Here is a 25,330-nt window from a genome sequence, read left to right as displayed (position 1 = left end):
ACGGTTACGCCGCGTTGTCGATCCCGAGTTCGCCCAGCTTGCGATAAAGCGTCGATCGCCCGATCCCGAGCCGCCGCGCGACTTCGGTCATGCGGCCGCGATAATGGCCGATCGCGAGACGAATGACGTCGGCTTCGATGTCCTCCAGCGCGCGCATGTTGCCGTCGGGCTTGAACAGGGTCACGCCGCCGCTGGTCGCCATCTGGCCGATCGGCGCGGCGACGCGGCCGGAGCCGAGCGCGGCGATTTGTGGGAAGTCGCTGAGCGTCAGCGCGTCGCCGTCGCACAGCACCGCGGCGCGGAACAGCGCGTTCTGGAGCTGGCGGACGTTACCGGGCCAGTCGTAGCGACCGAGCAGCGCCAGTGCATCGTCGGTGATGCCGAGCGGGCGCAGGCCGGGCTGCTCGGCGATCCGCGCGAGCAGATGGCGGGCGAGCGCCGGGATGTCGCCGGTGCGTTCGCGCAACGGCGGGATCGTCACCTGGACGACGTTGAGGCGGTAATAGAGGTCTTCGCGGAAGCGGCCGGCCTCGACCTCTTCGATCAGGCGCTTGTTGGTCGCGGCGATCACGCGGACGTCGACTTCGCGCATGTGGCGCGCGCCGATCGGTTGGATCTCGCCCGACTGCAGCACGCGGAGCAACTTGACCTGCGCGTCGAGCGGCATCTCACCGATCTCATCGAGGAAGATCGTGCCGCCGTCGGCGTCCTGGAACCGGCCGATCTTGCGCTCGAAAGCCCCGGTGAAAGCGCCCTTTTCGTGACCAAAGAGCTCGGACTCGACAAGGTTTGCGGGGATCGCCCCGCAATTGATCGCGATCATCGGCTTCTTGCCACGCGGGCTCGCCGCATGGACCGCTTCGGCGACGACTTCCTTGCCGACACCGCTTTCGCCTTCGATCAGCACCGGCACGCGAGCGCGGGCAGCCTTAGCGGCGATCGCCAATGCGGCGCGGAAATCGGGCGAGGCGCCGACGATCTCGTCGAAGCCCAGCAGAGCCGGGATTTTCTCGGTCAGCGGGCGCAATTCACCCGCATCGGTCCCGGCTGCGACCGTATCGAGCGCGGCGAGCAGGCGGTCGGCCGCGAACGGCTTGACCAGGAAATCGGTGGCACCGGCGCGCATCGCGGCGACGGCTTGCGCGACCGACCCGTTGGCGGTCAGCATCAGGATCGGCAGCTGCGGACGGCGCAGGCGCAGTTCGGTGATCAACGCCTGCGCGTCATTCTCCGGCCCCCAGCTATCGAGCAGGATAGCGTCGAGTTGCATGCCGTCCTGCGTGCCGAGCATCGCGATCGCGGTTTCGCCGTCGGCGGCGAATACGGAGCGCCAATCGCGCCGCGCAGCGATCGCCGAAACCAGGCGCCGCTGCGCCGGTTCGTCGTCGATCAACATCAGGAGGCGCTGTCCGTTGCGCGTCATCCCGCCCTCTTGTTCGTTTCGTTCAGGCGTCCCGTATAAGGACGCAAGGTAAAGGCAGCCTTAAGCAGCCGCGCAGACTTTGGTGGGGGTTGAGGGGAGCGGCGGCGCCCGTTAAGACCGCCTGCGTAACACGGGAGAATTCAGGACCATGGCCGGCCATACCGACATGAAACCGCACGAGCAGACGTATCATTCGGTGATCGCGCTGCTGAAATGGGGCGCGGTCGGCTGCATCATCATTGCGGCGATCGTGATCTGGCTGATCGCCTCCGGCGGCCACAAGTAAGCCGCGAGTGAAGATCGCCGTCCTCAAGGAAACCGCCGAGGGCGAACGCCGCGTCGCCGCCACGCCGGAAACCGTCAAGAAGTTCATCGCGCTCGGCGCGGACGTCGCGGTCGAGGCCGGGGCGGGCGACACCGCCAATATTGCCGATGCGGACTATGCGGCGGCGGGTGCGAGCGTCGGGACGCGCGCGGCGACGCTGAAGGGCGCGGACATCGTGCTGGGTGTGCAGGGTCCCGATCCGGAGAGCCTGACAGGCGCCAATGCCGGGGCGTGGATCGTCGCCGGGCTCAACCCGTTCGGTGCGCGCGATCGCGTCGATGCCTATGCAGCGGCGGGCTACGAAGCGCTGGCGATGGAATTCATGCCGCGCATCACGCGCGCGCAATCGATGGATATCCTGTCGAGCCAGGCGAACCTCGCGGGCTATAAAGCGGTGCTCGACGCGGCGGCCGAATATGGCCGCGCCTTCCCGATGATGATGACGGCGGCGGGCACGGTCAGCGCTGCCAAGGCATTCGTGATGGGCGTGGGCGTGGCAGGCCTGCAGGCAATTGCCACCGCACGGCGTCTGGGCGCGCAGGTTTCGGCAACCGACGTGCGCTCGGCAACCAAGGAGCAGATTCAGTCGCTCGGCGCCAAACCGATCTTCGTCGAGAACGTGGCGGGGATCGAAGGCGAAGGTTCGGGCGGCTACGCCACCGAAATGAGCGAGGAGTATCAGAAGGCGCAGGCCGAACTGGTGTCGTCGCACATCGCCAAGCAGGACATCGTCATTACGACGGCGCTGATTCCGGGGCGCCCCGCGCCGCGGCTGATTAGCGACGCGCAGATCGCGAGCATGAAACCAGGCAGCGTAATCGTCGATCTCGCGGTCGAAGCCGGCGGCAATGTCGAGGGCGCGATCGCGGGTAAAGTGGTCGAGCGCCACGGCGTCAAAATCGTCGGCCACAAAAACGTCGCCAGCCGGTTGGCCGCGGATTCGTCGGCGCTGTTTTCGCGCAACCTCTACAATTTCCTGTCTACGTTCTGGGACAAGGACGCGGGCAAGCCCGTGCTTGATGAGGAAATCGGCGACGCGGTGCGGCTGACCAAGGACGGCAAGGTCGTGAACCAGCGGCTGTTGGGCTGAGCGGGGACAATATGGACTTCATCTCGATCCTGTCGATCTTCGTGATGGCGTGCTTCGTCGGCTATTACGTCGTCTGGTCGGTGACCCCGGCGCTGCACACGCCGCTGATGGCGGTTACCAATGCGATCTCGTCGGTGATCATCGTCGGCGCGCTGATCGCGGCGGCGGCGAGCGGGCTGGGCGCGACGGGGGCGACGTCGAAATGGCTCGGGCTGGTCGCGGTGGTGCTGGCCAGCGTCAACATCTTCGGCGGATTCGCGGTAACCGCGCGGATGCTGGCCATGTATAAGAAGAAGGTGCGCTGACCATGGAAGGATTGGCGCAAAATCCTTGGGCGGCGCTCGCTTATCTGATCGCGGGGGTGTGCTTCATCCTCGCGCTGCGCGGCCTCTCGAGCCCGACCTCGAGCCAGCGCGGCAACCGCTTCGGCATGATCGGCATGACGATCGCGGTGGTGACGACCTTGGTCACGCATGCGCCGCATGAGACATATGCGTGGCTTACCGACGCATCTACCGGGCAGCCCTTCGATCGCATCGACGTGCAGACGCTCGCGGAGATATTCGCCGCAATCGGTATCGGCGCCGCGATCGGCATCGTCACCGCGCGCCGCATCGCGATGACCGCGATGCCGCAGCTCGTGGCGGCGTTCCACTCGCTGGTCGGCCTCGCCGCGGTGCTGGTTGCCGCCGCCGCCTTCCTCAACCCGCTGGCGTTCGGCATCGCCGACATGGTGCACCCGCTGATCGGCGAACCGTTCATAGCTATCCATCAGGTCAGCCGGATCGAGATGGGGCTGGGCGTCGCGATTGGTGCGATCACCTTCTCCGGCTCGGTGATCGCGTTCCTGAAGCTCAACGGCAATATGGGCGGCAAGCCGATCCTGCTGCCGGGGCGCCACGTCATCAACCTGGCCGTGCTCGCCGGTATCCTCGGGCTGATCGGCTACTTCACGCAGGATCAGTCGCCCTGGATCTTCTGGACGATCACCGGTCTGTCGTTCGCGATCGGCTTCCTGCTGATCATCCCGATCGGCGGCGCGGACATGCCGGTCGTGGTGTCGATGCTCAACAGCTATTCGGGCTGGGCGGCGGCGGCGATGGGCTTCACGCTCCACAATAGCGCGATGATCATCACTGGCGCACTGGTCGGCTCGTCGGGCGCGATCCTGAGCTACATCATGTGCCGCGCGATGAATCGCAGCTTCATCAGCGTGATCGCGGGCGGTTTTGGCGGCGAGAGCGGCGGCGGCGGTGGCGAGGCGAAGGAACAGCGGCCGTGGAAGCGGGGCTCGGCCGAGGATGCCGCGTTCCTTATGAGCCAGGCCGATCAGGTCATCATTGTCCCCGGCTACGGCATGGCGGTCAGCCAGGCGCAGCACGTACTGCGTGAAATGGCCGACAAGCTGAAGGAAGAAGGCGTCAAGGTGAAGTACGCGATCCACCCCGTCGCGGGTCGCATGCCGGGCCACATGAACGTGCTGCTCGCCGAAGCCAACGTGCCGTATGACGAGGTCTTCGAGCTCGAGGACATCAACTCGGAGTTCGCGCAGACCGACGTCGCGTTCATCATCGGTGCCAACGACGTGGTCAATCCGGCGGCCAAGACCGACAAGTCCTCGCCGATCTACGGCATGCCGGTGTTCGACGTGAACAAGGCCAAGACCGTGCTGTTCATCAAGCGGTCGATGGGCGGGGTGGGCTATGCCGGGGTCGACAACGACGTGTTCTATCAGGACAATACGATGATGCTGCTCGCCGACGCCAAGAAGATGGTGGAAGAGATCGTGAAGGCGCTGGGCTGACGATACCGCCGAAACGGAGCAAGCCCGGTCCGAAATGCCGCCATTCCCGAGCAAAGGCCTGATCAAGATACGTAAAACGCGTATTTCTTACGCGTCCGGCCGGGGGCGGCGGGTTCGCGTGGGACGCGTCGATGCGGCGAGCAGCCGATTATGGCAGAGGCGATCTTTCCTTGGCGCTGATCGTGGCAGATGCGGGATGGGGCGCGACCGAAGCTGATCGCGCGATGGATTTGGCTGCCGGCGAATTTCGCGGGCGGACCGATTGGCAGGGCGCGATCGACGGGCGCTTCGATCATGCCGGGCCGATCGAGCTGGTGGCGGCAGAGGCGCAAGGCGTGGCGGACGAGGTGCTCGCGGAGGCTTTGCCAAGGCTCGCTGCATTGCGCGCCGAGACGGGTGCGCGGTTCGTCGTAGCGATCGATCGCGGTCAGATCGATGCGGTTGCGGGTACCTTACTCGGCGAGCGCGTCGAGTTGCTCTGCGCGCCGACATTGGCCGATCGCGCGGCCGCCTTCGCGATCGGCCTCAGCGCATTCTCGCGCGATACGCTCCACGACAAGGACAGCGACAGCGAATCGGCCCAGCTGCGCCAGCTGAACGAAGAAGTCGCGCGCATCTCGCGCGTGCTGTCGCGGTTGGCGAGCGAGGACAAGCGCCCCGGCGGCGTCGGCGAGCGTTCGATGTCCTTCAATCCGCCGCCGGCCGCGCCTGCAGCGTCCCCGCCGACCGCTGCCGACATCCGCAAGATCATTCGCGGCCGCCGCCTGCGCGACCAGTTCTTCGCCGAAGGACTGTTCGAAGATCCGGCCTGGGACATGCTCCTCGACCTCTACGCCGCCGAGCTCGAGAATGCGCAGGTATCCGTATCGAGCCTGTGCATCGCCGCGGCCGTCGCGCCGACGACCGCGCTGCGCTGGATCGGCCGAATGACCGACGCCGGCCTCTTTGTCCGCCAGGCCGACCCGTTCGACCGCCGCCGCGCGTTCCTCGGCTTGAGCGCCGAAGCGCGCGAAAAGATCGAACGCTATTTTACTGCTTTGCGGCAGAGCGGGCTTCACCCGCTCTGATCCAGCTTGCGTTGTTGGGAATCTAGCGTCAAACGCCACCGTCAGAGGGCGATTAGCTCAGTTGGTAGAGCGCTTCGTTTACACCGAAGATGTCGGCGGTTCGAGCCCGTCATCGCCCACCAGCCCCTGCCAGCGCGATGCGGTGTGGCGTCGCCGTAACGGCGCATGGGAGACTCGGCGTGAAACGAACCTATCGCGGTAGTTGTCATTGCAAGGCGGTGACGTTCGAGGCGGATCTCGACCTCGACCAAGGGACGGGCAAGTGCAACTGCACCGTGTGCTGGAAGCAGCGGATGTGGACGATCGGCGTTACGCCGGCGGATTTCCGGTTGCTGAGCGGTGAGGACAAGCTAGCGGATTATGGCCGGTCGGGCGATTGGGGCGAGGGGCACCATCGTTTCTGCAGCGTGTGCGGCATCCACACCCACGGCCACGGCAAGATCGAAGCGATGGGCGGCGACCCGTACGTGTCGGTCCACCTCTCAGCGCTCGACGACCTCCCCGTCGACGACCTCGTCAAGGCGCCGCTCACCTATATGGACGGCCTCCACGACAATTGGTGGAACCCGCCCGCGGAAACCCGCCACCTCTGACGGGGGAGCGGGCTGGTGCCGTCCACGCGCGTGAGCGCATCACATTAAAGCCCGCGGATCAACGTCACGGCGCGCGCGATCCAGGGCGGGTCGCTGACCACTTGCTGCCGTTGCCCCGCGCCGAGCGGCAACACTTGCAACCGGTCGCCCTCGCGCCCGATCAGCCGCCCGAACAGGAAACGCCCGCCCGGCCGCGGCACGAGTACGTCGCGGTTGAGCGCGCCCGCGAACGCGTCCGGCGCCAGCGGCTCGCACCAGACCGTGTCGCCGGCGCGATAGTCGCCGATCCCCCCGGTCACCGCGACCCCGACCATGCCCGCCGTGGCACGCGGCGGCGGCACCAGGATCGGGCGCGTCGGCGCATGCGCGCCGTCCGCTGCGAGCAACGCCGCGACCGGCAATTCGGCGTGATCGCGCAGCTTGACTAGGTCCGCCGCCTCCACCCCCAGCGCCGCGGCGATACGGTTGAGCCAGCCGACCGACACCGTGCGCGTCCCCGTTTCCAGCCGGCCGATCGTCTGCGCGGTGGTTGGCGGGACGCAGGTGCGCGCGACATCGTCAAGCGTCATGCCCTTGGCGCGGCGGACTTCGCGGATGGCGGTGATCATCGACTACCTCTGATTTGCCAAATAGGTTATCTACTTTCCTACAGAACGAACCAGATGGCAAGAGCGTCCGACTCGCAATCGATGGAGGACCCATGCGCGATCTGGTGGAAGTGGAATTCGACCCGGCGGACGTCGCCATCATCCCCGGCCGCGCGCCCGCCAAGGCCCGGCGCGGCCGCACCGTCACCGTCAACCGCGCCGAATCGCCGCTGAGCTGGCTCGCCGCGCGCGGATTGGTCGATGCCCGCCAGGTCGAGGCCGGCGAACGCCTGCGCCGCGACTACGAGATCGCGCAACTCGGGCCGCGGGTGACGATGCATTGGGACAGCGTGCGCGTCGATGGGGGCGGCGGCGACGATGCCGACCCCACGCTGGCCCACGTCGCCGCCAAACGCCGCTTCGACGCCGCGATCGCCGCGACGGGTAGCGGTCTCAGCGACATATTATGGCGCGTGGTCTGCGCCGGCGAAGCGATCCCCGCCGCCGAACGCGCGCTGGGTTGGCCGGGCCGCGCGGGACGGCTGGTACTGGGCCTGGCGCTCGATCGGCTGGCGGATCATTACCGATTGATGTGAAGCGGGCGGCGCATCTGCTGTCGAGGACGCGAGGCTTTGCTAGGCCGCCGCGGCGCCAGCCTCCGCGAGGGGCAGGCAAATCTCGAACACCGCGCCGTCGCTATGCGCTTCGTCCAGCCGGACCGTGCCGCCCAGGCGTTCGACGATGCCCTTGGTGATGGCGAGGCCGAGGCCGGTGCCGGGCATCGGGCTGCGCGCGGGGGCGGCGTCGGATTGCGAGAAGCGGTCGAACAGTCGCGCGCGGAAATCGGCCGGGACGCCGGGTCCCTGATCGCTGACGCGGATGATCGCGGCGCCGCCCGTTTCGTGGAGCGCCAGGCTGACGGTCGATCCGCGAGGGGAGAATTTGGCGCCGTTCGACACCAAATTGGTGATCGCCTGGAACAGCCGGTCGGCGTCGGTCGTCGCGATCACCGGCCCGGACGGCGCGTCGAGCGCCAGCGTCACGCCGAGCTGGTCGGCGAACGGCTGGTTCTGTTCGACCGCGTCGCGCAGCACCGCGCGTAGATCGACCTCGGCCAGCGTCATCACCACCTGGCCGGTGTCGAGCTTGCCGATGTCGAGCAGGTCGTCGACCAGCCGCTTGAGCCGGTCGGCATTGCGGCTGGCGATATCGACCAGCGAACTCGCTTTGTCGGTCAATTGCCCGCCCGCGCCGCTGTGCAAGAGTCCGAGCGAACCGGCGATCGACGTGACGGGCGTGCGCAATTCATGGCTGACGTTGGAGACGAACTGCTCCTTAAGCTCGACGATCGAGCGGAGTTCGGTCTGCGCGCGCAACGCATCCTCCTCGCCGACGCTGCTCATCCCGACGGCGATCGGCCCAACCAGCAGATGCGCCATCAGCATGTCGTCGTCGTCGAACGCGCCGGGATCGGCGGCATGGTATTTGAGCACGCCGACGGTCTGGCCGCGATGCGGGATCGGGATGACGATCATCGATCGCAGGCCGACGCGGCGGCACGCCTCGCGATTGACGCGCGGGTCGGTTTCGGAATCGGTGCAGCACAGCGGTTCGCCGGTCAGCACGCATTGCCCCGACAGGCTGGTGCTGAGCGGCAGGCGGAGACCAAGCAGATCGGCCGACGCGCCGCTCGCCGCCGCGTAATAGATCTGGTCGCCGTCGCGCAGTTCGACAACGACGCCGTTCGATTGCGGCATCACCGACGTTTCCTGCACGATCGCATTCATCACGGTGGCGAGATCACCGCGCGCGTCGCTGATCGCCTGCTGGATCGCGACGACGCCGCGGAAACGTTCGAGTTCGATGAGCTTCGCCTGATCCATATCAACCTCTTCCTAGGTCAATCAAATATCAGCGAAAAACGCAAGTACAGGTTAAGCGATCTCTTCCAGATCGGTTTGAATCCAGGTCCGCGAGTGGTGGATGTCGATCGTCTGGAGCCGGCCGGGCCCGAGATTTTCGAACTTGTGCGGCACGCCCGCGGGGCCGAGCACGATCTCCCCCGCCGCGGCGTCGATCACCGTCTCGCCGACGAAGAAGCGGCCGTGGCCGGCGACGACGATGAAGGTCTCGTCATAGGGATGGACGTGGAGCCGGGGGCCGACGCCGATCTCGTCGGTGCCGTAGGCCAGCACGGTGACCGGTCCCTGCAGGTCGAGGCCGGGGACCGATCCGCGCCATGGCCCTTCGCCCGCCGCATTGAACAGCGTCGCCTTCGCCGCCGGGCGGCCGTCCGGCTGCACCGTCGCGGGGTCGAAATCGTGCCGTGCCATCGCCGTCACTCCTCTGTCGGTCGCTATATGGCGCAATGGCAGATGACAGTCGCGAGCGGCAATCCCTGTCGGGCAACCCGCCGCATTGACGCGGATCGCACGGCCGACGCATGCTCCCGCGCATGATCGAATTTCCTACTCGCCGCACCGCGATTTCCGGCCTCGCCGCCGGGGTCGCGGTCGCTTCGTTGCCGTCGTTCGCCGCACCGGCGCCGAGTGCCGCGGCGCTGCTCGACAAGTTCGCCTGGCAGCTGTTCGACTTCGATCCCGGCGAAGCGACGCGGCTGGGGATCGATGTCGGCCCGCACGCGGCGCTCCGATCCCGGCTGGACGATCGGTCGGCCGCCGGGGTGACGGCGCGGCAACGGTTCCTGACGGGCGCGCTGGTCGAGCTGGCGCGCGTGCCGCGGCGTGGCCTGGACGCGGCGACGCTGACCAGCCTCGCGGTCGCCGAGAGCGCGTTTCGGACCGCGCTCGACGGAATGAAGCTGCCCTACGGCGTCGCGACGATCGGCAGCTGGCGCAATACGCCCTATGCGGTGATCCAGAATGTCGGGTCGTGGCTCGACGTGCCGCAACTGCTCGATGGTGACCAGCCGGTGCGCGACGCGGCTGACGCCGAGGCCTATCTCGCGCGGCTGGCGGCGATGGCGGGCCAGCTCGACGGCGAGACGGCGCGGATCCGCGCGGCGCGGCGGCAGGGGCTTGTGCCGCCAAGCTTCCTGCTCGACAAGACGATCAAGGGCATGACCGGCATGATCGTCGACGCCGCCAAGCCGGACGGTCCCTTGGTCGGGCCGCTCGCGCGCAAGGCGGCGGCGATCCCGGGGCCGTGGAGCGACCGCGCGGTCACGGTCGTGACTACGGCGATCGTCCCGGCGCTCGAACGCCAGCTCGCCGAGCTCAAGGCGCAACGCGCGGTCGCGACAGATGCCGCGGGGATGAGCGCGCGGCCGCACGGCGCCGAATGGTATGCCTGGGGCTTGCGCGCCGGCACAACGACCACGCGCAGCCCTGCCGAGATCCACGCGCTCGGCCGGTCGCAGCTGGTCGATCTGCAGACGCAAATGGATGCGATCCTCAAGGGGTTCGGGCTGACCCAGGGCAGCGTCGCGGAGCGCGCGGCGGCATTGCAGAAGCGGCCCAAGATCGGCTTTCCCGAGGGTGACGAAGGACGGCGCCAGATCATCGCGTACATGCAGGGCAAGATCGACGCGATCCGCCCGCGCCTGCCGCGCGCGTTCCGCCGGCTGGTTAAGGGCAACCTCGAAATCCGCCGCTTGCCCGCGGCGCAGGAACCGGGCGCGGCGCCGGCCTATGGCGGGCCGGGATCGCTCGACGGCTCTATCCCAGGTCGCATCTGGGTCAAGCTCGACGATACCTCGATCCACAATCGCGTGACGATCCCCGACCTAGTGTTTCACGAAGGCATACCGGGGCACGTCTGGCAGGGCGAATATGCCCAGCAACTGCCGCTAATCCGCTCGCTGCTCGCGTTCAACGCCTATTCGGAAGGCTGGGCGCTGTATGCCGAGCAGCTGGCCGACGAGCTCGGCATGTACGACGACGATCCGGCCGGACGGCTCGGTTATCTGATGGGCCTGTCGTGGCGCGCGGTGCGGCTGGTGGTCGATACCGGCATCCACGCGATGGGCTGGACCCGCCAGCGTGCGCTCGACGAGTTCATCGCCGCGACCGGCTTGCCGCGCGGCAATGCCGAAAGCGAGATCGACCGCTATTGCGCATGGCCGGGCCAGGCGTGCGGGTACAAGATCGGCCAGACCGAGATCGACGCCCAGCGCGACCGCGCCAAGGCCGCGTTGGGTGCGCGCTACGACCTGCGCGACTTCAATCAGGCGGTGGTCGAAGGCGGCAACGTCCCGCTCGACGTGCTGGGCCAGAACGTGTCGCGCTATATCGCTGGAGGCGGTTGAACGGCCGACCGGCGGACCGTACCGTCACGCACCAGCCTGAAGGGAGAGCATCATGATCGTCTACGGTTCCACGCTGTCGCCGTTCGTCCGGAAGGTGATGGCCTATCTCGCCGAAAAAGGACTGAGCGCCGAACTCAAGCCGTCGGGCATGGGGCGCGGCGGGCCGGAGTTCGAGGAAGCCAGTCCGTTCGGCAAGATGCCGGCGTTCCGCGATCCGGGCGCGGATAACGGCCACGACTTCGTGATCTCCGATTCGACAGCGATCATCACCTATCTCGAGGCCAAGCATCCCGAGCCCGCGATGATCCCCGCCGATCCCGCCAACCGTGCGCGGACGATCTGGTTCGAGGAGTTCGGGGACACGATGGTCGCCGCGACCGGAGGCAAGGTTTTCTTCAACCGCATTGTCGCGCCCAAGTTCATGAAGGTCCCCGGCGACGAAGCGGCGGCGCAGGGCGCGGTCGAGACCGAAATGCCGCGGCTGTTCGACTATCTCGAGCGCACGATCCCCGACAGCGGCTTCCTGGTCGGCGATCGCATGTCGCTCGCCGACATTTCGGTCGCCAGCCCGTTCGTGAACTACGCGCATTGCCAAGTCGGCCCCAACGCCGCGCGATGGCCGCGGACCGTCGCCTATCTCGACGCGATCCTGGCGCGGCCGAGCTTCGCCACGATGATCGAGGGCGAACGCCAGATGGTCGCGGCTTTGGGGTGACGCTGTCGGCCCGCCGCGCTACATCGCGGTAATGCGGATCGACTTCATCAAATGCCACGGATCGGGTAACGATTTCGCGCTGGTCGATGCGCGCGGAGTCGCGCGCGACGATGGCGACTGGGCGGTCGTCGCGCGGGCGCTGGCCGATCGGCGCGGGGCGGTGGGGAGCGACGGGCTGCTGCTGCTGACCGACGGCGACGGGCAACACGCGTTCGGCATGCGGATGTTCAACAGCGACGGGTCGGAGGCGGAGACGTGCCTCAACGGCTTGCGCTGCGTCGCGCGCGCGGGGCTGAGTGCGTTGGGGATCGACCAGGCGCTGGTGCGGCTGAAGACGAGCGGGGCGGAGGTGCGGCGCGATCCCGACCTGGCGCCCGGGGTGGTGACGATCGGCGAACTGGCGGGGCCGGCGAGCCTCGAGCTCGACGACTGGCCGATGACGATCGGGCGGCACCAGAACGTGCAGATGCCGATCGCGGGCCTGCCGAGCGATCGTGCGTTCACCGCGGTCGCGATCCCCAACCCGCATCTGATCGCGTTCGTCGATGCGATCGACGAGGCGGAGTTAGTCGCGGCGGGCGAGGCGTGCGAGGCGGCGCCCCACTGGCTGCCGAACCGCGCCAACGTCTCGTTCGTCGAAGTACGCGGGCCGGATGCGCTGTTCGTCCGCACGCACGAGCGCGGGGTCGGGCTGACCGACAGTTGCGGGAGTGCGATGGCGGCGTCGCTGTTCGCGGCGTGCCTGACCGAGCGCGCGGATTTCGATGCCGAGGTGACGTTGTTCAACCGCGGCGGGCTGGTGAAGGGCTGTGCCGCGCCCGACGGGATGGTGCGGCTGTCAGGCAATGCGACCTGGGAATGGGAAGGGTCGGTCGAGGTCGATCTCGACCGTGCGCTGGCGGGGGATTTTCGGGTCGCGCGGCATTTCAACGACGAGATTGCTGCTTGGGGCGCGGTGATCGAAGGCGTATAGCGTCGTTGTTTCGCGGCGCGACGCTACCGACATAAGAAAAGCGGCGAAGGTTTCCCTCCGCCGCTTTCTATTTCTTCAGACGGCGCCGCCGGCAAAGCCGTCGACCGGATCGAGTTTCACTCGTCCGCCGTCCGGTAATGCGATTGCGCTGAGCGCAACGGCGCGGACGCCGCCGCGCCTATCGCATCACTTCTTCGCGTCGATCGCGTCGGCCTTGTTCTCGCCGGCGGCGCGAGTTGCGTCGGCCTTGTTGTCGAGCGCGGCGGCGGTGTTCGAGGCATCGGCCTTGATCGCGTCGGCGGCGTTCGAGGCGTTGTCCATGATCATGTCGCCCTGGTTTTCCATGGCGTCGGCAGCGTTGTCGGCATTGGCGACAGCGTTGTCGGCGGCCGGCGTGTCATGGCCGCAAGCGGCGAGCGAGAACAGGCCAACGGAGGCGGCGACGATCAGAAGCTTCTTCATATTTGGGCATCCCCTAGTTGGGCGGACGGAGTTCATGAGCCCGCCGCTGAGCGTCCTATGCCAAATATGACAGGGACACGGCAAGCGCGTTGTAAACTGCGTTCGTCGCAAGAAGTTGCACTCTGCTCGTCGTATTTTTGGCACCCGGACGCGAATAGGGCCGATATTCGCCGGCACGGCCCGGCGGCCGGTGACCGGGCGAGGCGCGACATAAGTCGCAATTTACATGCGCCAACGGCCGTTTATGATATGAGACGTACTATATGTGGGAGATCGATGCATGCGTTACGCAATCGAAAGAGTCGTCATCACTGTCGGCGCAGCATTCCTGTTGCTGGGTCTGGCGCCTCCACCGAATCCCGAGGAAGCCAATGTTCGCGCGACGCTCAATCTGTATCTGCAAGGGCATGCGAGCGGCAGCGGCGACTATATGCGTCAGGCCTTCGTGCCGGAAGCGCGGTTGCTGTTCATGCGCGACGGCAAGCTGACCCAGGTGACCAGCGAGGAATATGCATCCCGGTTCACCGGCAAACCAGCCGACGACGAAGCCAAGCGTAAGCGCAGCATCGGCTTGATCGACATCGCCGGCGATGCCGCGATCGCGCGGATCGACCTCGACTATCCCGATGCGAAATTCGTCGATTACATGACGCTGCTGAAAATCGACGGCAAATGGCGGATCGTGAACAAGTCGTTTAACGTGGAACGGCGCCCGGCGACCTGACGAGCGGCGACGCTACTTGCCCGCGGCCGAACCCATATCCTTCGCCACCGCCTTGTCGAAATCGGTGCCTAGGGTGCCGGCGCCGAGCAGGTTGATCATCATGACGGCGCGGATGTGGCGGACGGGGTCGACCCAGGCGCGGGTGCCGGCGGCGCCGTCCCAGCCATAGGTCCCCTTGCCGCGGCCGAAGGCGTCGACGTCCTCCAGCGTCACGAGTCCGCCGGCGCCGAATCCGACCGGCTTGCCCGGCGCGATCGGGCCGGGCGCGTTCATCAGCACGCCGCGCGGCATCAGGTTGGACTTGGCGAGGCGCGCGGTCGCTTCGCTCAGGATGCGCTTGCTGCCCAGCCGACCGTCGTTGAGCAGCATGTGCAGGAACCGGTCGTAATCGCGCGCGGTGCTGACCAGCCCGGCGCCGCCATAGGGAAAGCTGGGCGCGGTGAGATAGACCGACGTCGCCGCGCTATCGACCAGCACGAGCTTGTCGTTGACCGGCGTGCTGCTGTTCGGCCAGGCCATGTCGACCAGGCTGCGCTGGCCGTAATTCGCGGCGAAGCGGCCGACCTGCGACGGCTTCACCTGCCATTCGGTCGAGGTCATGCCGAGCGGATCGAGGATGCGGCGCTGGACGAACTGGTCGAACGGCACGCCGCTCGCTTTCTCGATCACCGCGCCCAGCACGTCGAGCCCCATCGAATAGTTCCACGCCGTCTCCGGATCGGCGACCAGCGGCGCGCGGCCGGCGCGCGCGGCGAATTCCATCAGGGTCGTGGGGCGCAACGGGCGCATCTTCGCTTCCAGCACCGGATTGGCCTGGAACGGCACCACGCCCTGCGCCTGCAATTCCTTCTGCGCCGGAGTCGCGGCGAGGATCGCGTAGTTGAGGCCCGAGGTGTGCGTCATCAGGTCGCGGATCGTCATCGTCCGCGTGGCGGGACGCGTGTCGGTACCTTTGGTCGGATCGATCAGCACGCGCGCGGTCGCGAATTCGGGGAAGAAGTCGCTGACCGGCTGATCGAGCTTCAACTTGCCTTCGTCGACCAGGATCATCGCGGCGATCCCCGTGATCGGCTTGGTCATCGAATAGATGCGCCACAGCGTATCGGGGCTGGTCGCCGCGGTCCCGTCGAACGCGGTCTTGCCGGCGAGGATCCAGCTCGGCGGGGCGTCGCCCACCCCGATCGCGATGGCGATGCCGGGGACCTTACCATCGCGGACCGCGGCGTCGGCAAACGCCTGGAGCGCGGGGAAGGCGCGGGGGGGCGGTGCGGACGGCGGCGGGCGAAGGAAGTGCGGGGTGCGCGGTGGCGACGGCGGCGACGACGCCCAACAGCGCGGTGGCGGCTAACAAGCGGAACTGTTTCATCGCTACTCCCCTGGCTACTCGGGGGTTTCGTCGCGGGGCAGCGATGCGGGGTCAACCTTTTTTAGGGCGAAGGGCCCGACGCGGCAGTGAATGCCGCGTCGTCGGACGGGTTCGGCTTCGCCGACCCGCCGGCCGGCGCCTTGAGATCATCCTGAAATAGCTGGCGCTATTTCATGCTCAAGGCGCGGAGCATCACCACGTGATCCTGCACCGCCGGTACGATCTCGCCCGCGGCAGTCTTCAGGCTCGGCGTGTCGCCGCTCGCGGCATAGTTACGCATCAGCGCCAGCGCCTGGTCGTGCGCGGTCACCTGGCCGGCGATATAGGATTTGTCGAAATCGGCGCCCTTCAGCTTGCCGAGTTCGTCGAGCTGCGCCTTCTGGTCGGCGGTCATCGCGGGGTCGGGGGTGATGGCGGGGCTGGCGGCGGCCGCGGCCTTCTTGATCTTCGCGGTCGATTCGGTGTGCGCCAGGATCATCTTGGTCGCGAAACTCTTGACGTCGTCGGACGTGGAATTGGTCTGGGCGAGCTTGGCGGCGGCGACCTCGAACGCGTCGCTCTTCGCCGCGATATCGGCGAATTGCTGGCCGGTCGGCGGCGTCGCGACCATCGTGGTGTTGTCGCCGGACGCCATCGCGCTGTCGTTGGTCACGTCGGTGACGGTCGTGTTGGTTGTGGTCGTATCGGACCGCGACCCGCACGCGGCCAGCGCCGCGGTCAAAGCGAGGGGGGCGAGTAACGTCAGCGAACGCGGGGTCATGAGCGGTCCTTTCCAGAGGGTTGCGGGGCCAACGCATCGTAACCGCGGCGCGTTCCGGCAGAATCAGCCTGCTGTGGATCAGTTCAATCCGATCAGATAACCAAATAGGATAAAAGTGCTTGACAGCGTCACGCTGTTTGGGTACATATCAGGAACGTTGAAGAATTGCGATTCGGGCCGGGGCGGTGACGCCTTCCGGCCCTTTTTATTGTCGGGAGAAAGCCATGAGCGTGCTGGGCGGGACGAATGGTTGCGCCGCGCAACTGCGCGCGCGCCGCCCGGATAGCTGGACCAGGAAGAAGCGGACGATCTTCCTCGATCATCTCGAGGCGAGTTGCAACATCCGCGCGTCTGCCTGGGCGGCGGGGATGAGCGACGGCGCCGCTCGAGGATTACGGCGCCGCGATCCGGAATTCGCCGCAGCCTGGGACGAAGCCCTGGAGATCGGGACCGAACGGCTGCGCGCCGAATTGCTGTCGCGCGCGCTGGAACGGCGCGGCGACGGCGAGACGCCGACCACGGCCGAGCGCGACGGCATCGATCCCGTACCGATGGATGACGCGATGCGCATTCGCGTGCTGCAGGCATGCCGCGCATCGGCGGAGGGGCGCAACGGCCAGACGCGCGTCCGGCCGATGCGCGATGCGGAGGATGTGTTCGCGTCGATCGCGCACAAGCTCGATCGGCTGGAAAAGAAGCTGAGGGCCGATGGCAAGGCGTAGTCCCTCACACCACGATCCGCGGGACATCGTCGTGCGGTTGGCGATGTTGCCGACGATCTATCGCCTGCAGTTGATCCGATCGCTCAACGTGCGCGAGCGTCGGTTCCTCGACGCCGATTGGCGCGGTTGGGCGATGGACGGCCAGACGGCGCCGGAGCGCGACTGGCGCGTGTGGCTGATCCGCGCGGGGCGTGGATTCGGCAAGACGCGGGCCGGGGCGGAATGGGTGACCGAGATCGCGCGGCGCGACCGGACGGCGCGTATCGCGCTGGTCGCCGCCACCGTCGATGAGGCGCGGCGAGTGATGATCGAAGGGGATAGCGGCTTGCTGAACGTGAAGCGCGACGACGAGACGCCGAAGTTCTGCGCCAACCGTGGTGAGGTGCGGTTCGATTCCGGCGCGGTCGCGTACATCTATTCGGCGACGACGGGCGAGAAGCTGCGCGGGGCGCAACATCATGCCGCGTGGTGCGACGAACTCGGCAAATGGCGCGACGGCGACCGCGCGTGGGACAATCTGTTGCTCGGGCTGCGGCTCGGCGACGACCCACGCGTGCTGGTGACGACGACGCCGCGACCGACCGCGCTGATCTATCGCGTGATGAAGATGGCGGGTTTCGTCGAGACGCGCGGCGCGACGCGGGAGAATCCGTATATCGCGGAAGGTTTCGCGGCGGCGATGCAGGCCGACTACGGCGGCACGCGGCTGGGGCGGCAGGAGCTGGAGGGTGAGCTGCTCGACGATCACGACGGCGCGTTGTGGCAGCGCGCGATGATCGAGGAATGCCGCATCGCGCCGGGCGACGTGCCGGCGCCGGCCCGTATCGTGGTCGGGGTCGATCCGCCGGCCGGGACGGATGGTGATGCATGCGGGATCGTCGCGGTCGGGCTGGGCGAGGACGGGATCGGTTACGTGATCGAGGATGCGAGCGTCGCCGGCGCGAGCCCGGCGGGCTGGGCGGCGGCGGTGGCGGCGTGCGCCGAGCGGACCGGGGCCGACTGCGTCATCGCCGAAAAGAACCAGGGCGGCGAGATGGTGCGCCACGTGCTGACGGGCGCCGATGTGACGCTGCCGATCCGGCTGGTCCATGCCAGCCGCGGCAAGAGCGCGCGGGCCGAGCCGGTCTCGCTCCTCTACGAGCAGGGCAAGGTGCGGCACGCGGGCGCCTTCCCCGCGCTGGAGGACCAGTTGTGCGGGATGCTGCGGGCGGGCGGCTATGCCGGGCCGGGCCGATCGCCGGACCGCGCGGATGCGCTGGTGTGGGCGCTGACCGAACTGATGATCGGCCGGCGCGGGAGAGCGAAGGTACGGCGGTTGTGAATTCCTCCCCCGTCGCAGACGGGGAGGGGGACCGCCGAAGGCGGTGGAGGGGCGTGAGCGCAGCGAGCGTGGCGCGATCCTCGCCGCGATGCGGCTGCGGCCCCTCCACCATCGCGTTGCGATGGTCCCCCTCCCCAAGCGCGCTTGGGGAGGATTGAAAAAGGAAAGCTCCATGAAATTCTTCGGACGCAAATCCGTGGCCCACGAGGCGCGGCCGCCTTTGTCGCGTTACGGCGCGGCAGCGACTACGGGCGACTGGCCGCGCAGTTACGAGGCGCAGGTGCGCGCCGGGTTCGTCGACAATGCCATCGCGCAACGGGCGGTGAAGCTGGTCGCGGAAAGCGTGGCCGACGCGCCGCTCGCCGCCTCGACGCCCGACCTGTCGGCGTTGGTTGCGTCGCGATTGCTCGAGACCGTCGCGGCCCAGTTGCTGCTGCACGGAAACGCGTTCGTTCAGGTGCTCGACGACGGGCGGGGCGGGGTGGGCGAGTTGTTCGCGCTGCGCCCCGAACGCGTGGCGGTCGAGCCCGACGCCAACGGCTGGCCCGCTGCGTATCGCTACAAGGTTGCCGACCGCGTGACTCGGCTTTCGCCAGACGGGCCGCGGCCGGATGTGATTCACCTCAAATCGTTCAACCCGATCGACGACCATCTCGGGCTCGGCTGCCTGGGCGCGGCGTCGGGCGCCATCGCGATCCACAATGCGGCGGCGCAGTGGAACAAGGCGCTGCTCGACAACGCCGCGCGGCCGTCCGGGGCGTTGGTCTACGATCCCAAGGACGGGTCGGTGCTGGCGCCCGCGCAGTTCGAGCGGCTCAAACGCGAATTGGAAGCGAGCTTTTCGGGCGAGCGCAACGCCGGGCGGCCGATGCTGCTGGAAGGTGGCCTGTCGTGGCAGGCGCTGTCGATGACGCCCGCCGACATGGATTTCGTCGCGTTGAAGGCGGCGGCGGCGCGTGAGATCGCGCTGGCGTTCGGAGTGCCGCCGATGCTGCTCGGGCTGCCGGGCGATGCGACCTACGCCAATTACCGCGAGGCCAATCGCGCGCTGTGGCGGCTCGCGGTGCTGCCGCTGGCGGGGATGATCCTGGGCGGACTGGCGCAGGGGCTGAAGGGGTGGTTTGCCGACGCGGCGCTGTCGGTGGATCTGGATCGCGTGCCGGCGCTGGCCGATGATCGCGCGGCATTATGGGCGAGCGTGACCGCGGCGGATTTCCTGACGCCCGAAGAGAAGCGCGCGATGGTGGGGCTGGCATGACCGAGGTTTTGGCGCACCTGTTCGCGCAAGGCCGCAGCGAGGGCGCCGACATCGCGACGCTCCGCGCGATCGCCGAGGAAGCTGGGGAATTGGGCGCGAGCCGAGCGCTGGCGCGGCTCGGCTTGAGGCGACGCGGCGGCGGAGAAGGACATGGCCGAATTGCGCGAACTGCTCGGCGCGTGGCGCGACGCGAAGCGATCGGTGTGGAAGGCGCTGATCGGCTGGGCGGCGCGGATGATGCTGGCGCTGGTGCTGGTCGGGATCGCGGTAAGGCTGGGTTTTGCGGGGTACGTGAAGTGACGCGCTTCGCCGGGTACGCCGCGGTGTTCGACCGGGTCGATCGCGGCGGCGACGTCGTGCGCGGCGGCGCGATCCGAGTGCCGGCCGAGGTGCCATTATTGTGGCAGCATCGCGGGGCGCCGGTCGGGCGGATCGAGTTGGTCGAGCAGGACGCGCGCGGACTGCGCGTGATCGGGGCGGTCGACGATCCGAAGCTCGCGGCGCTGGTTGCGGCGAGGACGATCGACGGCCTGTCGTTCGGCTATCGCGTTCGCGCGGCGACGCGCGGGCGGGTGCGGGACATCACCGACCTCGACCTGGTCGAGATCAGCCTGGTCGCGCGCCCCATGCAGCCGCTCGCGCGGGTGCATGCGGTCGCGGCATCACCGCCGCTTGGCGGCAGCAGCAGCGGCGAGGCGCTGGCGGTCGGCGGCTGACACGGCGCGCCACGGCCGCGACTGGCCGCAGGCATAGTTGATGTCGACCACGCCCATCGACGCGCGCGGCAAATCGGACGGTGGCGGGTTGAGGAATAGCAGATAGTCGGCGCCGACGGTCGGGTAGAATCCGCCGCTGTCCTTATACGCGAACAAGCGGGGATGGGCGCTCGGCACGCCCTTGAACGGCGTCACGGTGCGCAGGCGATAGATGACCGCGCCGCGACCGCCGGTCGGTAGCGGCTGCACGGCTTCGACCCGGGCCAGCACGACCCAGGTGGCGTCGCGATATTCCTGCGCGAGCGTGGTCTTGGCGTTGGCCGTGCCGCGATAGACGCATGCCGCCTGGGCGGGTGCCGCGGCGGCGAGGGCGGTGAGAGCGAGGAGCAAGGGGATCGCGCGCATGGCGTCTTATCGCCGCGCCGCGGCCGGGGGGCAATGGTCCACATTTTTGAGCCCTCTCCCGGTGGGAGAGGGCGGCGACGCCGGCGCAGCCGGCTAGCAGGTGAGGGCAGGCGAGACACCTGCCCTCACCCTTCCGCCCCCTTCGGGGCTCCCTCCCTCTCCCGACGGGAGAGGGATTTTCAGGAGAAAGTCACATGATCGAAGTGAAAGCGGACGCGCTCGAGGCGTCGTTCGAGGGAATCGAGATGCCCGCCGTCGTGGCGCGGCCGATGCTGGCGGGCGGCCGTGCGCCGAGCGGCGGCTTTGCCAGCTATGTGCGGTCGGGCGCCACTGTCGAGATGAAGGCGCTGGCCGGGACCGCCGACGATACCGGCGGTTACGCCATCCCGCGCGAGATCGATGCGGAGATCGACCGCACGCTGGCGAGCATCTCGCCGATCCGCGGGATCGCCAATGTCGTAAAGGTCGGATCGGCCGGCTATCGCAAGCTGGTGACGTCGGGCGGCACGCCGTCGGGCTGGTCGGCGGAAACGGGCGCGCGCACCCAGACCGACACGCCGAGCTTCCACGAAATCGTGCCGCCGACCGGCGAGCTCTATGCCTATCCGGCGGCGAGCCAGGCGATGCTCGACGACGCGGCGTTCGACGTCGAGGCGTGGCTGGCGCAGGAAATCGCCAGCGAATTCGCACGGGCCGAGGGCGCGGCGTTCGTCGCGGGCAACGGCACCAACCGGCCTAAGGGGTTCCTGGCCGCGACTTTGTCCACCGCCAACGACGCGACGCGGACGTTCGGCCAGCTGCAATACGTGCCGTCGGGCGCAGCGGGCGATTTCGGCAGCAACCCGCAGGACCGGCTGATCGATTTCGTCGCGACCTTGCGCAGCCCCTACCGCCAGGGGGCGGTGTGGGTGATGAATTCGTCGACCGCGGCGCGGATCCGCAAGTTCAAGACCAGCGACGGCGCATTCCTGTGGCAGCCGGGGCTGCAGATGGGCGTGCCCGATACCCTACTCGGCTATCCGGTGGTCGAGGCGGAGGACATGCCCGACGTGGCGGCCAACTCGCTGTCGATCGCGTTCGGCAACTTCAAGGCCGGCTACCTGATCGCCGAGCGCACCGAGACGTCGATCCTGCGCGATCCATACAGCAACAAGCCGTTCGTGCACTTCTACGCGACCAAGCGCGTCGGCGGGTGCGTGAGCAATTCGGAAGCGATCAAGGTGCTGAAGTTCGCCGCCAGCTGAGCCTGATTTTGCGCGAGCAACATCAGGACTCGGCAAGGCCGGGCGGCGAGGGCGCGTAGCGTCCTCGTCCGACGGGCTTGCCGCCTTTTGCTCCCCTCCCTGGAAGGGAGGGGCCAGGGGTGGGTCGAGGCTTGGCGAGACGCCAGCCGACCCACTCATCGTCGCCGTACCGCGATACGTCCACCCACCCCTAACCCCTCCCTTTCAGGGAGGGGAATGGAGACAATATGACCGACCCCTTCTCATCCCTCGCCGACGAAGTGTCCGCGCCCGCGCGTCGCGCGCTCGCCGTCGCGCCGCACGACACCAATCCGCTGAGCGACATCCCCAAGGCGCTGTACGTCGGCACCGCCGGCAACGTCGCGATGCGCGGCGTCGACGGTGCCGCCGACCAGTTGTGGAAGAACGTGCCCGCGGGCGCGATCCTGCCGTTCCGCGCACAATATGTCCGCGCGACCGGCACCACGGCCGCGGACATCCTGGCGCTGTATTAGCTCGATCCTCCCCGGGACGGGGAGGGGGACCACGCGCAGCGTGGTGGAGGGGGCTCTCCATCAACGACCACCATTGCGGAGAGCCCCCTCCACCACCGACCTGCGGTCGGCGGTCCCCCTCCCCATGAATGGGGAGGATTGAAGGATTCGAATCATGACATTCACAACCAACGGCCCGGGCGAGATGTCGCTCGGGACGGCGGATCGCGCGGCGGCGGTGGCGGAGGTCAAGGCGGCGCTGCGCGTTGCCGTCGCCGACGACGACGCGCTGATCGCCGCGTTCGCCGAGACCGCGCTGGGGCTCGCCGAGCAATTCCTCGGCCGCGTGCTGATCCTGCGCGCGGTGACCGAGCGCGTCCCCGGCAGTCGATGCTGGCAACCGCTCGGCGCGATGCCGGTGATGGCGATCACCAGCGTGGCGGGCGTCGACGGCGATACCGTGACGCCGCTCGCGGTCGATGATTATGCGATCGACCTCGACGCCGAAGCGAACGGCTGGGTGCGCGTGGCCGGCGATCCGCTCGACACGATCGAGATCGTCTATCAGGCCGGCTGGATCGCCACCTGGTCGCTGATCCCCGCGCCGGTGCGGCAAGGCGTCGTCCTGCTCGCCGCGCATCTATATTCGGAGCGCGATGCCAGCGAGCCGCCGCCGGCCGCGGTAACAGCTTTGTGGCGGCCGTTTCGTCGCGTCGCGCTCGATCGGGCGGTGCACGCATGACGCGGTTGGAGGCGCGGGCGATCCTGGCCGCCGATCGCGCGCAGCAACGCGCGCTGACTCGGCTCGCGGCGGCGCTGACCGCCGATTTGCCCGATCTGCGCGCGGAGATCGACGGCGACAGCGTGATCGTGACGGGGCGCGGCGTGCTCGACGATTTGCGGCTCGTCTGGATCGGGAGCGTGCTGCGATGAGTGCGGAAAGCGTGCTGGCCGAAGCGGTGCTGGTGGCGCTCGCGGCGGCACTCGGCGACCAGCTCAACGGCGTGTTCGACGGACCGCCGGTCAAGGCCTCGGCGCCGTGGGTCGAACTCGGTCCGCTGATCGCCGCCGACTGGAGCACCAAGGACAAATCCGGCCGTGAGGTGCGCCTGGCGCTGACCGTCCGCGACCGCGCCGATCGGCCCGCGCGCACCCATGCGCTGGCGGCCGCGGCGGGCGGCGCGGTCGAAGCGGTACCGCGCGACCTGAGCGGCTGGCGGATCGCGAGCCTGGCATTCGTGCGGGCGCGGGTGACTGGCGACCGGCCTGGGGAATGGTCGGCAAGCGTCGAGTACCAGATCAAATTATTGGCGACCTAACTGCCTCTCCCAACGGAAGCGAGAAATCTGAAAGGACAATCATGCCAGCGGAAAAAGGATCGGCCTTCTTGTTGAAGGTCGGCAACGGCGCAACGCCGGTGGTCTATGCGACCGTTGCGGGACTGCGCACGACGCAGCTCAGCATCAATGGTGAGCTCGTCGCGATCACCAGCAAGGATTCGGGTGGATGGCGCGACTTGCTGTCGGGCGCGGGCGTGCGGTCGGTCAGCGTGTCGGGGGCGGGGGTATTCACCGGCTCGGCGGCGGAAACGCGGATCAAGGGCAGCGCGCTGTCGGGCGCACTCGACGATTATCGGCTGAGCTTCGAGAGCGGCGACACGATGACCGGCAAGTTCCTGGTCACGCGTCTCGATTATGCCGGGGATTTCAACGGCGAGCGTAGCTACACGCTGAGCCTCGAAAGCTCGGGCGCGGTGGTGTCGGCGTGAGGGCCAATCCAACCAGTGCTCCTGCGAAGGCAGGAGCCCAGGATAGCGGAGGGTCTGGCAACCCTGGGCTCCTGCCTTCGCAGGAGCACGGGAAGCTTGCATCCTCCCGTCCAGCCAACCCCGCGCGTGGCGAGGCGGCGGTACGGGTCGGCGGGGCCGATCTGGTGCTGCGGCCGAGTTTCGCGGCGCTGGTCGCGGCGGAGCAGGAACTGGGGCCGTTGTTTGCCTTGGTCGAGCGTGCCGCGAGCGGCGCGCTAGGGATCGGCGAGCTCGTCGCGTTATTCTGGCATTGCCTGGCCGCGCGGCCGGAGGGGCTGACGCGCGAAGCGTTCGGCGAGGGCGTCGCGGCCGGCGGTCTCGCCAAGGCGACGCCGGCGCTGCGCGTGCTGCTCGGGCAGATTTTGGGTGGGCGATAAATCCTCCCCGGGACGGGGAGGGGGACCGCGAAGCGGTGGAGGGGTAGTCTCCCCAAGCGTTATGAACTGTGGCGCGCTACCCCTCCACCATCCTGCGGATGGTCCCCCTCCCCTTCCAGGGGAGGAGTTTGCACGTGCGGCAGCCACTCTCGCCGGGCTTACGGGCCTGTTGTTCGGGTGGACCCCCGACACGTTCTGGGCGGCGACGCCGGCGGAACTCGCGGCGTTGGTCGATGCGGCGGCCGGCGAGCGGCCCGCGCCGGTCGACCTTGCCGGCCTGATGGAGATGTTTCCCGATGGATGAGGAAATCGAACGGCTGGTGATCGGCGTGCGCGCCGACACCGCCGGGTTCGCGCGCGACGTCGCGGCGATGCGCGGCGAGTTGGACGGGCCGCTGGCGGCGGGTGCCGAGCGGGCGGGGCGCGCGATCGAAGGATCGCTGCTGCGCGCGGTCCGGACCGGCAAGTTCGGGTTCGAGGAGTTGAAGGCGACGATCCTGTCGGTGACGAGCGCGATCGCGACCGCTGCGCTGCGTGGCGGGGTGCAGGCGGTCGGCGGCGGATCGGGCGGCGGGTTGGGGGCGCTGCTGGCGGGGTTGCTCGCGGGATCCCCTGGCCGCGCGACCGGCGGGCCGGTGTCGCCGGGGCGGCCCTATTGGGTCGGCGAGCGCGGGCCGGAACTGTTCGTGCCGACCGCCACTGGGCGGGTCGAGGCGGGGACGGTGGCGCCGTCGCGCGAGGTACGCGTGGCGATCACCGTCAACGCCGCGGCCGGCGAGGCCCCGCAAGCGCTGCAGCGATCGAGCCGCCAGGTCGCGCGCGCGATCCGGGCGGCGTTGGAGGGAGCGTAG

32 protein-coding genes, 1 tRNA gene and 1 pseudogene are annotated in these 25,330 nt (G+C 68.1%); 26 read left to right on the top strand and 8 right to left on the bottom strand.

The annotated features are described in order from the left end of the window. Positions 1–4: 4 nt before the first annotated feature. Positions 5–1,423, bottom strand: coding sequence for a sigma-54-dependent transcriptional regulator (locus FPZ24_RS15535; RefSeq protein WP_146573505.1), 1,419 nt, complete (start codon positions 1,421–1,423; stop codon positions 5–7). A 148-nt stretch (positions 1,424–1,571) separates the two neighbouring features. Between FPZ24_RS15535 and FPZ24_RS15530 the strand changes: the two genes are divergently transcribed. The 7 genes from FPZ24_RS15530 to FPZ24_RS15500 all read left to right on the top strand — a co-directional run bounded on the left by FPZ24_RS15530 (position 1,572) and on the right by FPZ24_RS15500 (position 6,302). After that, a complete protein-coding gene (locus tag FPZ24_RS15530) occupies positions 1,572–1,709 on the top strand; it encodes an aa3-type cytochrome c oxidase subunit IV (protein WP_146573503.1) in 138 nt (45 codons plus the stop codon). Positions 1,710–1,716: 7 nt separating this feature from the next. Continuing rightward, positions 1,717–2,838 carry an NAD(P) transhydrogenase subunit alpha gene (locus FPZ24_RS15525; protein ID WP_146573500.1) on the top strand — a complete coding sequence of 374 codons (1,122 nt, stop codon included), beginning with the start codon at positions 1,717–1,719 and terminating at the stop codon, positions 2,836–2,838. Positions 2,839–2,849: 11 nt separating this feature from the next. Beyond that, positions 2,850–3,143, top strand: a complete 294-nt coding sequence (locus tag FPZ24_RS15520) for a proton-translocating transhydrogenase family protein (RefSeq protein WP_146573498.1) — start codon at positions 2,850–2,852, stop codon at positions 3,141–3,143. 2 nt (positions 3,144–3,145) lie between these two features. Further along, the gene (locus FPZ24_RS15515; RefSeq protein ID WP_146573496.1) at positions 3,146–4,642 is read left to right on the top strand and encodes an NAD(P)(+) transhydrogenase (Re/Si-specific) subunit beta; all 1,497 of its coding nucleotides are present in this window, start codon (positions 3,146–3,148) and stop codon (positions 4,640–4,642) included. 170 nt (positions 4,643–4,812) lie between these two features. Beyond that, positions 4,813–5,709: a MarR family winged helix-turn-helix transcriptional regulator gene (locus FPZ24_RS15510; protein ID WP_240047515.1), complete on the top strand. Its 897-nt coding sequence runs from the start codon at positions 4,813–4,815 to the stop codon at positions 5,707–5,709. A 46-nt stretch (positions 5,710–5,755) separates the two neighbouring features. Continuing rightward, a tRNA-Val gene (locus FPZ24_RS15505) sits at positions 5,756–5,831 on the top strand. A gap of 57 nt (positions 5,832–5,888) precedes the next feature. Continuing rightward, positions 5,889–6,302: a GFA family protein gene (locus FPZ24_RS15500; protein WP_146573492.1), complete on the top strand. Its 414-nt coding sequence runs from the start codon at positions 5,889–5,891 to the stop codon at positions 6,300–6,302. A gap of 44 nt (positions 6,303–6,346) precedes the next feature. On the opposite strand, the gene FPZ24_RS15495 is transcribed toward FPZ24_RS15500, so the two are convergent. Continuing rightward, entirely contained in the window at positions 6,347–6,910 is a 564-nt protein-coding gene (locus tag FPZ24_RS15495) for a helix-turn-helix domain-containing protein (RefSeq protein WP_146573490.1), read from the bottom strand. Between the two features lie 92 nt (positions 6,911–7,002). Between FPZ24_RS15495 and FPZ24_RS15490 the strand changes: the two genes are divergently transcribed. After that, positions 7,003–7,485 (top strand): DUF6456 domain-containing protein, encoded by a 483-nt coding sequence (locus tag FPZ24_RS15490; RefSeq protein WP_240047514.1) that lies wholly within the window; start codon positions 7,003–7,005, stop codon positions 7,483–7,485. Positions 7,486–7,524: 39 nt separating this feature from the next. On the opposite strand, the gene FPZ24_RS15485 is transcribed toward FPZ24_RS15490, so the two are convergent. Both FPZ24_RS15485 and FPZ24_RS15480 read right to left on the bottom strand, forming a co-directional pair. Next, positions 7,525–8,772 (bottom strand): sensor histidine kinase, encoded by a 1,248-nt coding sequence (locus FPZ24_RS15485; RefSeq protein WP_146573488.1) that lies wholly within the window; start codon positions 8,770–8,772, stop codon positions 7,525–7,527. 51 nt (positions 8,773–8,823) lie between these two features. Next, on the bottom strand, positions 8,824–9,222 hold the full coding sequence (locus tag FPZ24_RS15480) for a cupin domain-containing protein (protein ID WP_146573486.1): 399 nt from the start codon (positions 9,220–9,222) through the stop codon (positions 8,824–8,826). Positions 9,223–9,344: 122 nt separating this feature from the next. On the opposite strand from FPZ24_RS15480, the gene FPZ24_RS15475 reads away from it, so the two are divergent. The 3 genes from FPZ24_RS15475 to dapF are packed head-to-tail and all read left to right on the top strand — an operon-like array spanning position 9,345 to position 12,844. After that, on the top strand, positions 9,345–11,156 hold the full coding sequence (locus tag FPZ24_RS15475) for a DUF885 domain-containing protein (RefSeq protein WP_186728910.1): 1,812 nt from the start codon (positions 9,345–9,347) through the stop codon (positions 11,154–11,156). Between the two features lie 52 nt (positions 11,157–11,208). Continuing rightward, a complete protein-coding gene (locus FPZ24_RS15470) occupies positions 11,209–11,871 on the top strand; it encodes a glutathione S-transferase family protein (RefSeq protein WP_146573484.1) in 663 nt (220 codons plus the stop codon). Between the two features lie 31 nt (positions 11,872–11,902). Then, positions 11,903–12,844, top strand: a complete 942-nt coding sequence (gene dapF, locus FPZ24_RS15465) for a diaminopimelate epimerase (RefSeq protein WP_146573482.1) — start codon at positions 11,903–11,905, stop codon at positions 12,842–12,844. A 186-nt stretch (positions 12,845–13,030) separates the two neighbouring features. On the opposite strand, the gene FPZ24_RS15460 is transcribed toward dapF, so the two are convergent. After that, positions 13,031–13,306, bottom strand: coding sequence for a hypothetical protein (locus FPZ24_RS15460; protein WP_146573480.1), 276 nt, complete (start codon positions 13,304–13,306; stop codon positions 13,031–13,033). Positions 13,307–13,586: 280 nt separating this feature from the next. Here FPZ24_RS15460 and FPZ24_RS15455 point away from each other — a divergent pair, with 280 nt between their 5' ends. Beyond that, entirely contained in the window at positions 13,587–14,030 is a 444-nt protein-coding gene (locus tag FPZ24_RS15455; protein ID WP_146573478.1) for a nuclear transport factor 2 family protein, read from the top strand. A gap of 12 nt (positions 14,031–14,042) precedes the next feature. Here FPZ24_RS15455 and FPZ24_RS15450 read toward each other — a convergent pair whose 3' ends face one another. Together FPZ24_RS15450 and FPZ24_RS15445 are read right to left on the bottom strand one after the other, a co-directional pair. After that, positions 14,043–15,212 (bottom strand): serine hydrolase domain-containing protein, encoded by a 1,170-nt coding sequence (locus tag FPZ24_RS15450; RefSeq protein WP_338061681.1) that lies wholly within the window; start codon positions 15,210–15,212, stop codon positions 14,043–14,045. 350 nt (positions 15,213–15,562) lie between these two features. Then, positions 15,563–16,156 carry a DUF4142 domain-containing protein gene (locus FPZ24_RS15445; RefSeq protein WP_146573473.1) on the bottom strand — a complete coding sequence of 198 codons (594 nt, stop codon included), beginning with the start codon at positions 16,154–16,156 and terminating at the stop codon, positions 15,563–15,565. 224 nt (positions 16,157–16,380) lie between these two features. Here FPZ24_RS15445 and FPZ24_RS15440 point away from each other — a divergent pair, with 224 nt between their 5' ends. The 5 genes and pseudogenes from FPZ24_RS15440 to FPZ24_RS17680 all read left to right on the top strand — a co-directional run bounded on the left by FPZ24_RS15440 (position 16,381) and on the right by FPZ24_RS17680 (position 20,173). Further along, the gene (locus FPZ24_RS15440) at positions 16,381–16,878 is read left to right on the top strand and encodes a hypothetical protein (protein WP_146573470.1); all 498 of its coding nucleotides are present in this window, start codon (positions 16,381–16,383) and stop codon (positions 16,876–16,878) included. Beyond that, entirely contained in the window at positions 16,865–18,199 is a 1,335-nt protein-coding gene (locus FPZ24_RS15435) for a DNA-packaging protein (RefSeq protein ID WP_146573468.1), read from the top strand. The genes FPZ24_RS15440 and FPZ24_RS15435 overlap by 14 nt, the downstream gene beginning before the upstream one ends. Before the next feature lie 172 nt (positions 18,200–18,371). Continuing rightward, complete coding sequence (locus tag FPZ24_RS15430; RefSeq protein ID WP_146573466.1) at positions 18,372–19,457, top strand: phage portal protein; 1,086 nt, start codon at positions 18,372–18,374, stop codon at positions 19,455–19,457. Next, a pseudogene (locus FPZ24_RS17685) lies at positions 19,454–19,757 on the top strand (DUF6127 family protein). Before FPZ24_RS15430 ends, FPZ24_RS17685 begins: the two are co-directional and overlap by 4 nt. Then, a complete protein-coding gene (locus FPZ24_RS17680) occupies positions 19,754–20,173 on the top strand; it encodes an HK97 family phage prohead protease (RefSeq protein WP_240047512.1) in 420 nt (139 codons plus the stop codon). The pseudogene FPZ24_RS17685 and the gene FPZ24_RS17680 overlap by 4 nt, the downstream one beginning before the upstream one ends. On the opposite strand, the gene FPZ24_RS15420 is transcribed toward FPZ24_RS17680, so the two are convergent. Further along, positions 20,120–20,578, bottom strand: a complete 459-nt coding sequence (locus tag FPZ24_RS15420) for a hypothetical protein (RefSeq protein ID WP_146573462.1) — start codon at positions 20,576–20,578, stop codon at positions 20,120–20,122. The genes FPZ24_RS17680 and FPZ24_RS15420 overlap by 54 nt on opposite strands. A gap of 194 nt (positions 20,579–20,772) precedes the next feature. Between FPZ24_RS15420 and FPZ24_RS15415 the strand changes: the two genes are divergently transcribed. The 9 genes from FPZ24_RS15415 (at position 20,773) to FPZ24_RS15375 (ending at position 25,330) form a co-directional block, all read left to right on the top strand. Next, a complete protein-coding gene (locus FPZ24_RS15415) occupies positions 20,773–21,822 on the top strand; it encodes a phage major capsid protein (protein ID WP_146573460.1) in 1,050 nt (349 codons plus the stop codon). Between the two features lie 227 nt (positions 21,823–22,049). Beyond that, positions 22,050–22,316 (top strand): spike base protein, RCAP_Rcc01079 family, encoded by a 267-nt coding sequence (locus FPZ24_RS15410; RefSeq protein WP_146573458.1) that lies wholly within the window; start codon positions 22,050–22,052, stop codon positions 22,314–22,316. Between the two features lie 154 nt (positions 22,317–22,470). Beyond that, a complete protein-coding gene (locus FPZ24_RS15405) occupies positions 22,471–23,037 on the top strand; it encodes a head-tail connector protein (RefSeq protein ID WP_146573456.1) in 567 nt (188 codons plus the stop codon). After that, a complete protein-coding gene (locus tag FPZ24_RS15400; protein WP_146573454.1) occupies positions 23,034–23,228 on the top strand; it encodes a hypothetical protein in 195 nt (64 codons plus the stop codon). Before FPZ24_RS15405 ends, FPZ24_RS15400 begins: the two co-directional genes overlap by 4 nt. After that, on the top strand, positions 23,225–23,614 hold the full coding sequence (gene gp17, locus FPZ24_RS15395) for a tail completion protein gp17 (protein WP_146573452.1): 390 nt from the start codon (positions 23,225–23,227) through the stop codon (positions 23,612–23,614). The genes FPZ24_RS15400 and gp17 overlap by 4 nt, the downstream gene beginning before the upstream one ends. Positions 23,615–23,655: 41 nt before the next feature. After that, entirely contained in the window at positions 23,656–24,063 is a 408-nt protein-coding gene (locus FPZ24_RS15390; protein WP_146573450.1) for a phage major tail protein, TP901-1 family, read from the top strand. A gap of 71 nt (positions 24,064–24,134) precedes the next feature. Further along, positions 24,135–24,479: a gene transfer agent family protein gene (locus FPZ24_RS15385; protein WP_146574618.1), complete on the top strand. Its 345-nt coding sequence runs from the start codon at positions 24,135–24,137 to the stop codon at positions 24,477–24,479. A gap of 169 nt (positions 24,480–24,648) precedes the next feature. Continuing rightward, a complete protein-coding gene (locus tag FPZ24_RS17675; protein ID WP_338061661.1) occupies positions 24,649–24,783 on the top strand; it encodes a phage tail assembly chaperone in 135 nt (44 codons plus the stop codon). Further along, positions 24,776–25,330 carry a tail tape measure protein gene (locus FPZ24_RS15375; RefSeq protein ID WP_146573446.1) on the top strand — a complete coding sequence of 185 codons (555 nt, stop codon included), beginning with the start codon at positions 24,776–24,778 and terminating at the stop codon, positions 25,328–25,330. The genes FPZ24_RS17675 and FPZ24_RS15375 overlap by 8 nt, the downstream gene beginning before the upstream one ends.

Origin of the sequence: Sphingomonas panacisoli (assembly GCF_007859635.1) — a bacterium.
Classification (GTDB): Bacteria; Pseudomonadota; Alphaproteobacteria; order Sphingomonadales; family Sphingomonadaceae; genus Sphingomonas; species Sphingomonas panacisoli.
This window is presented reverse-complemented; position numbering and strand designations above follow the sequence as displayed.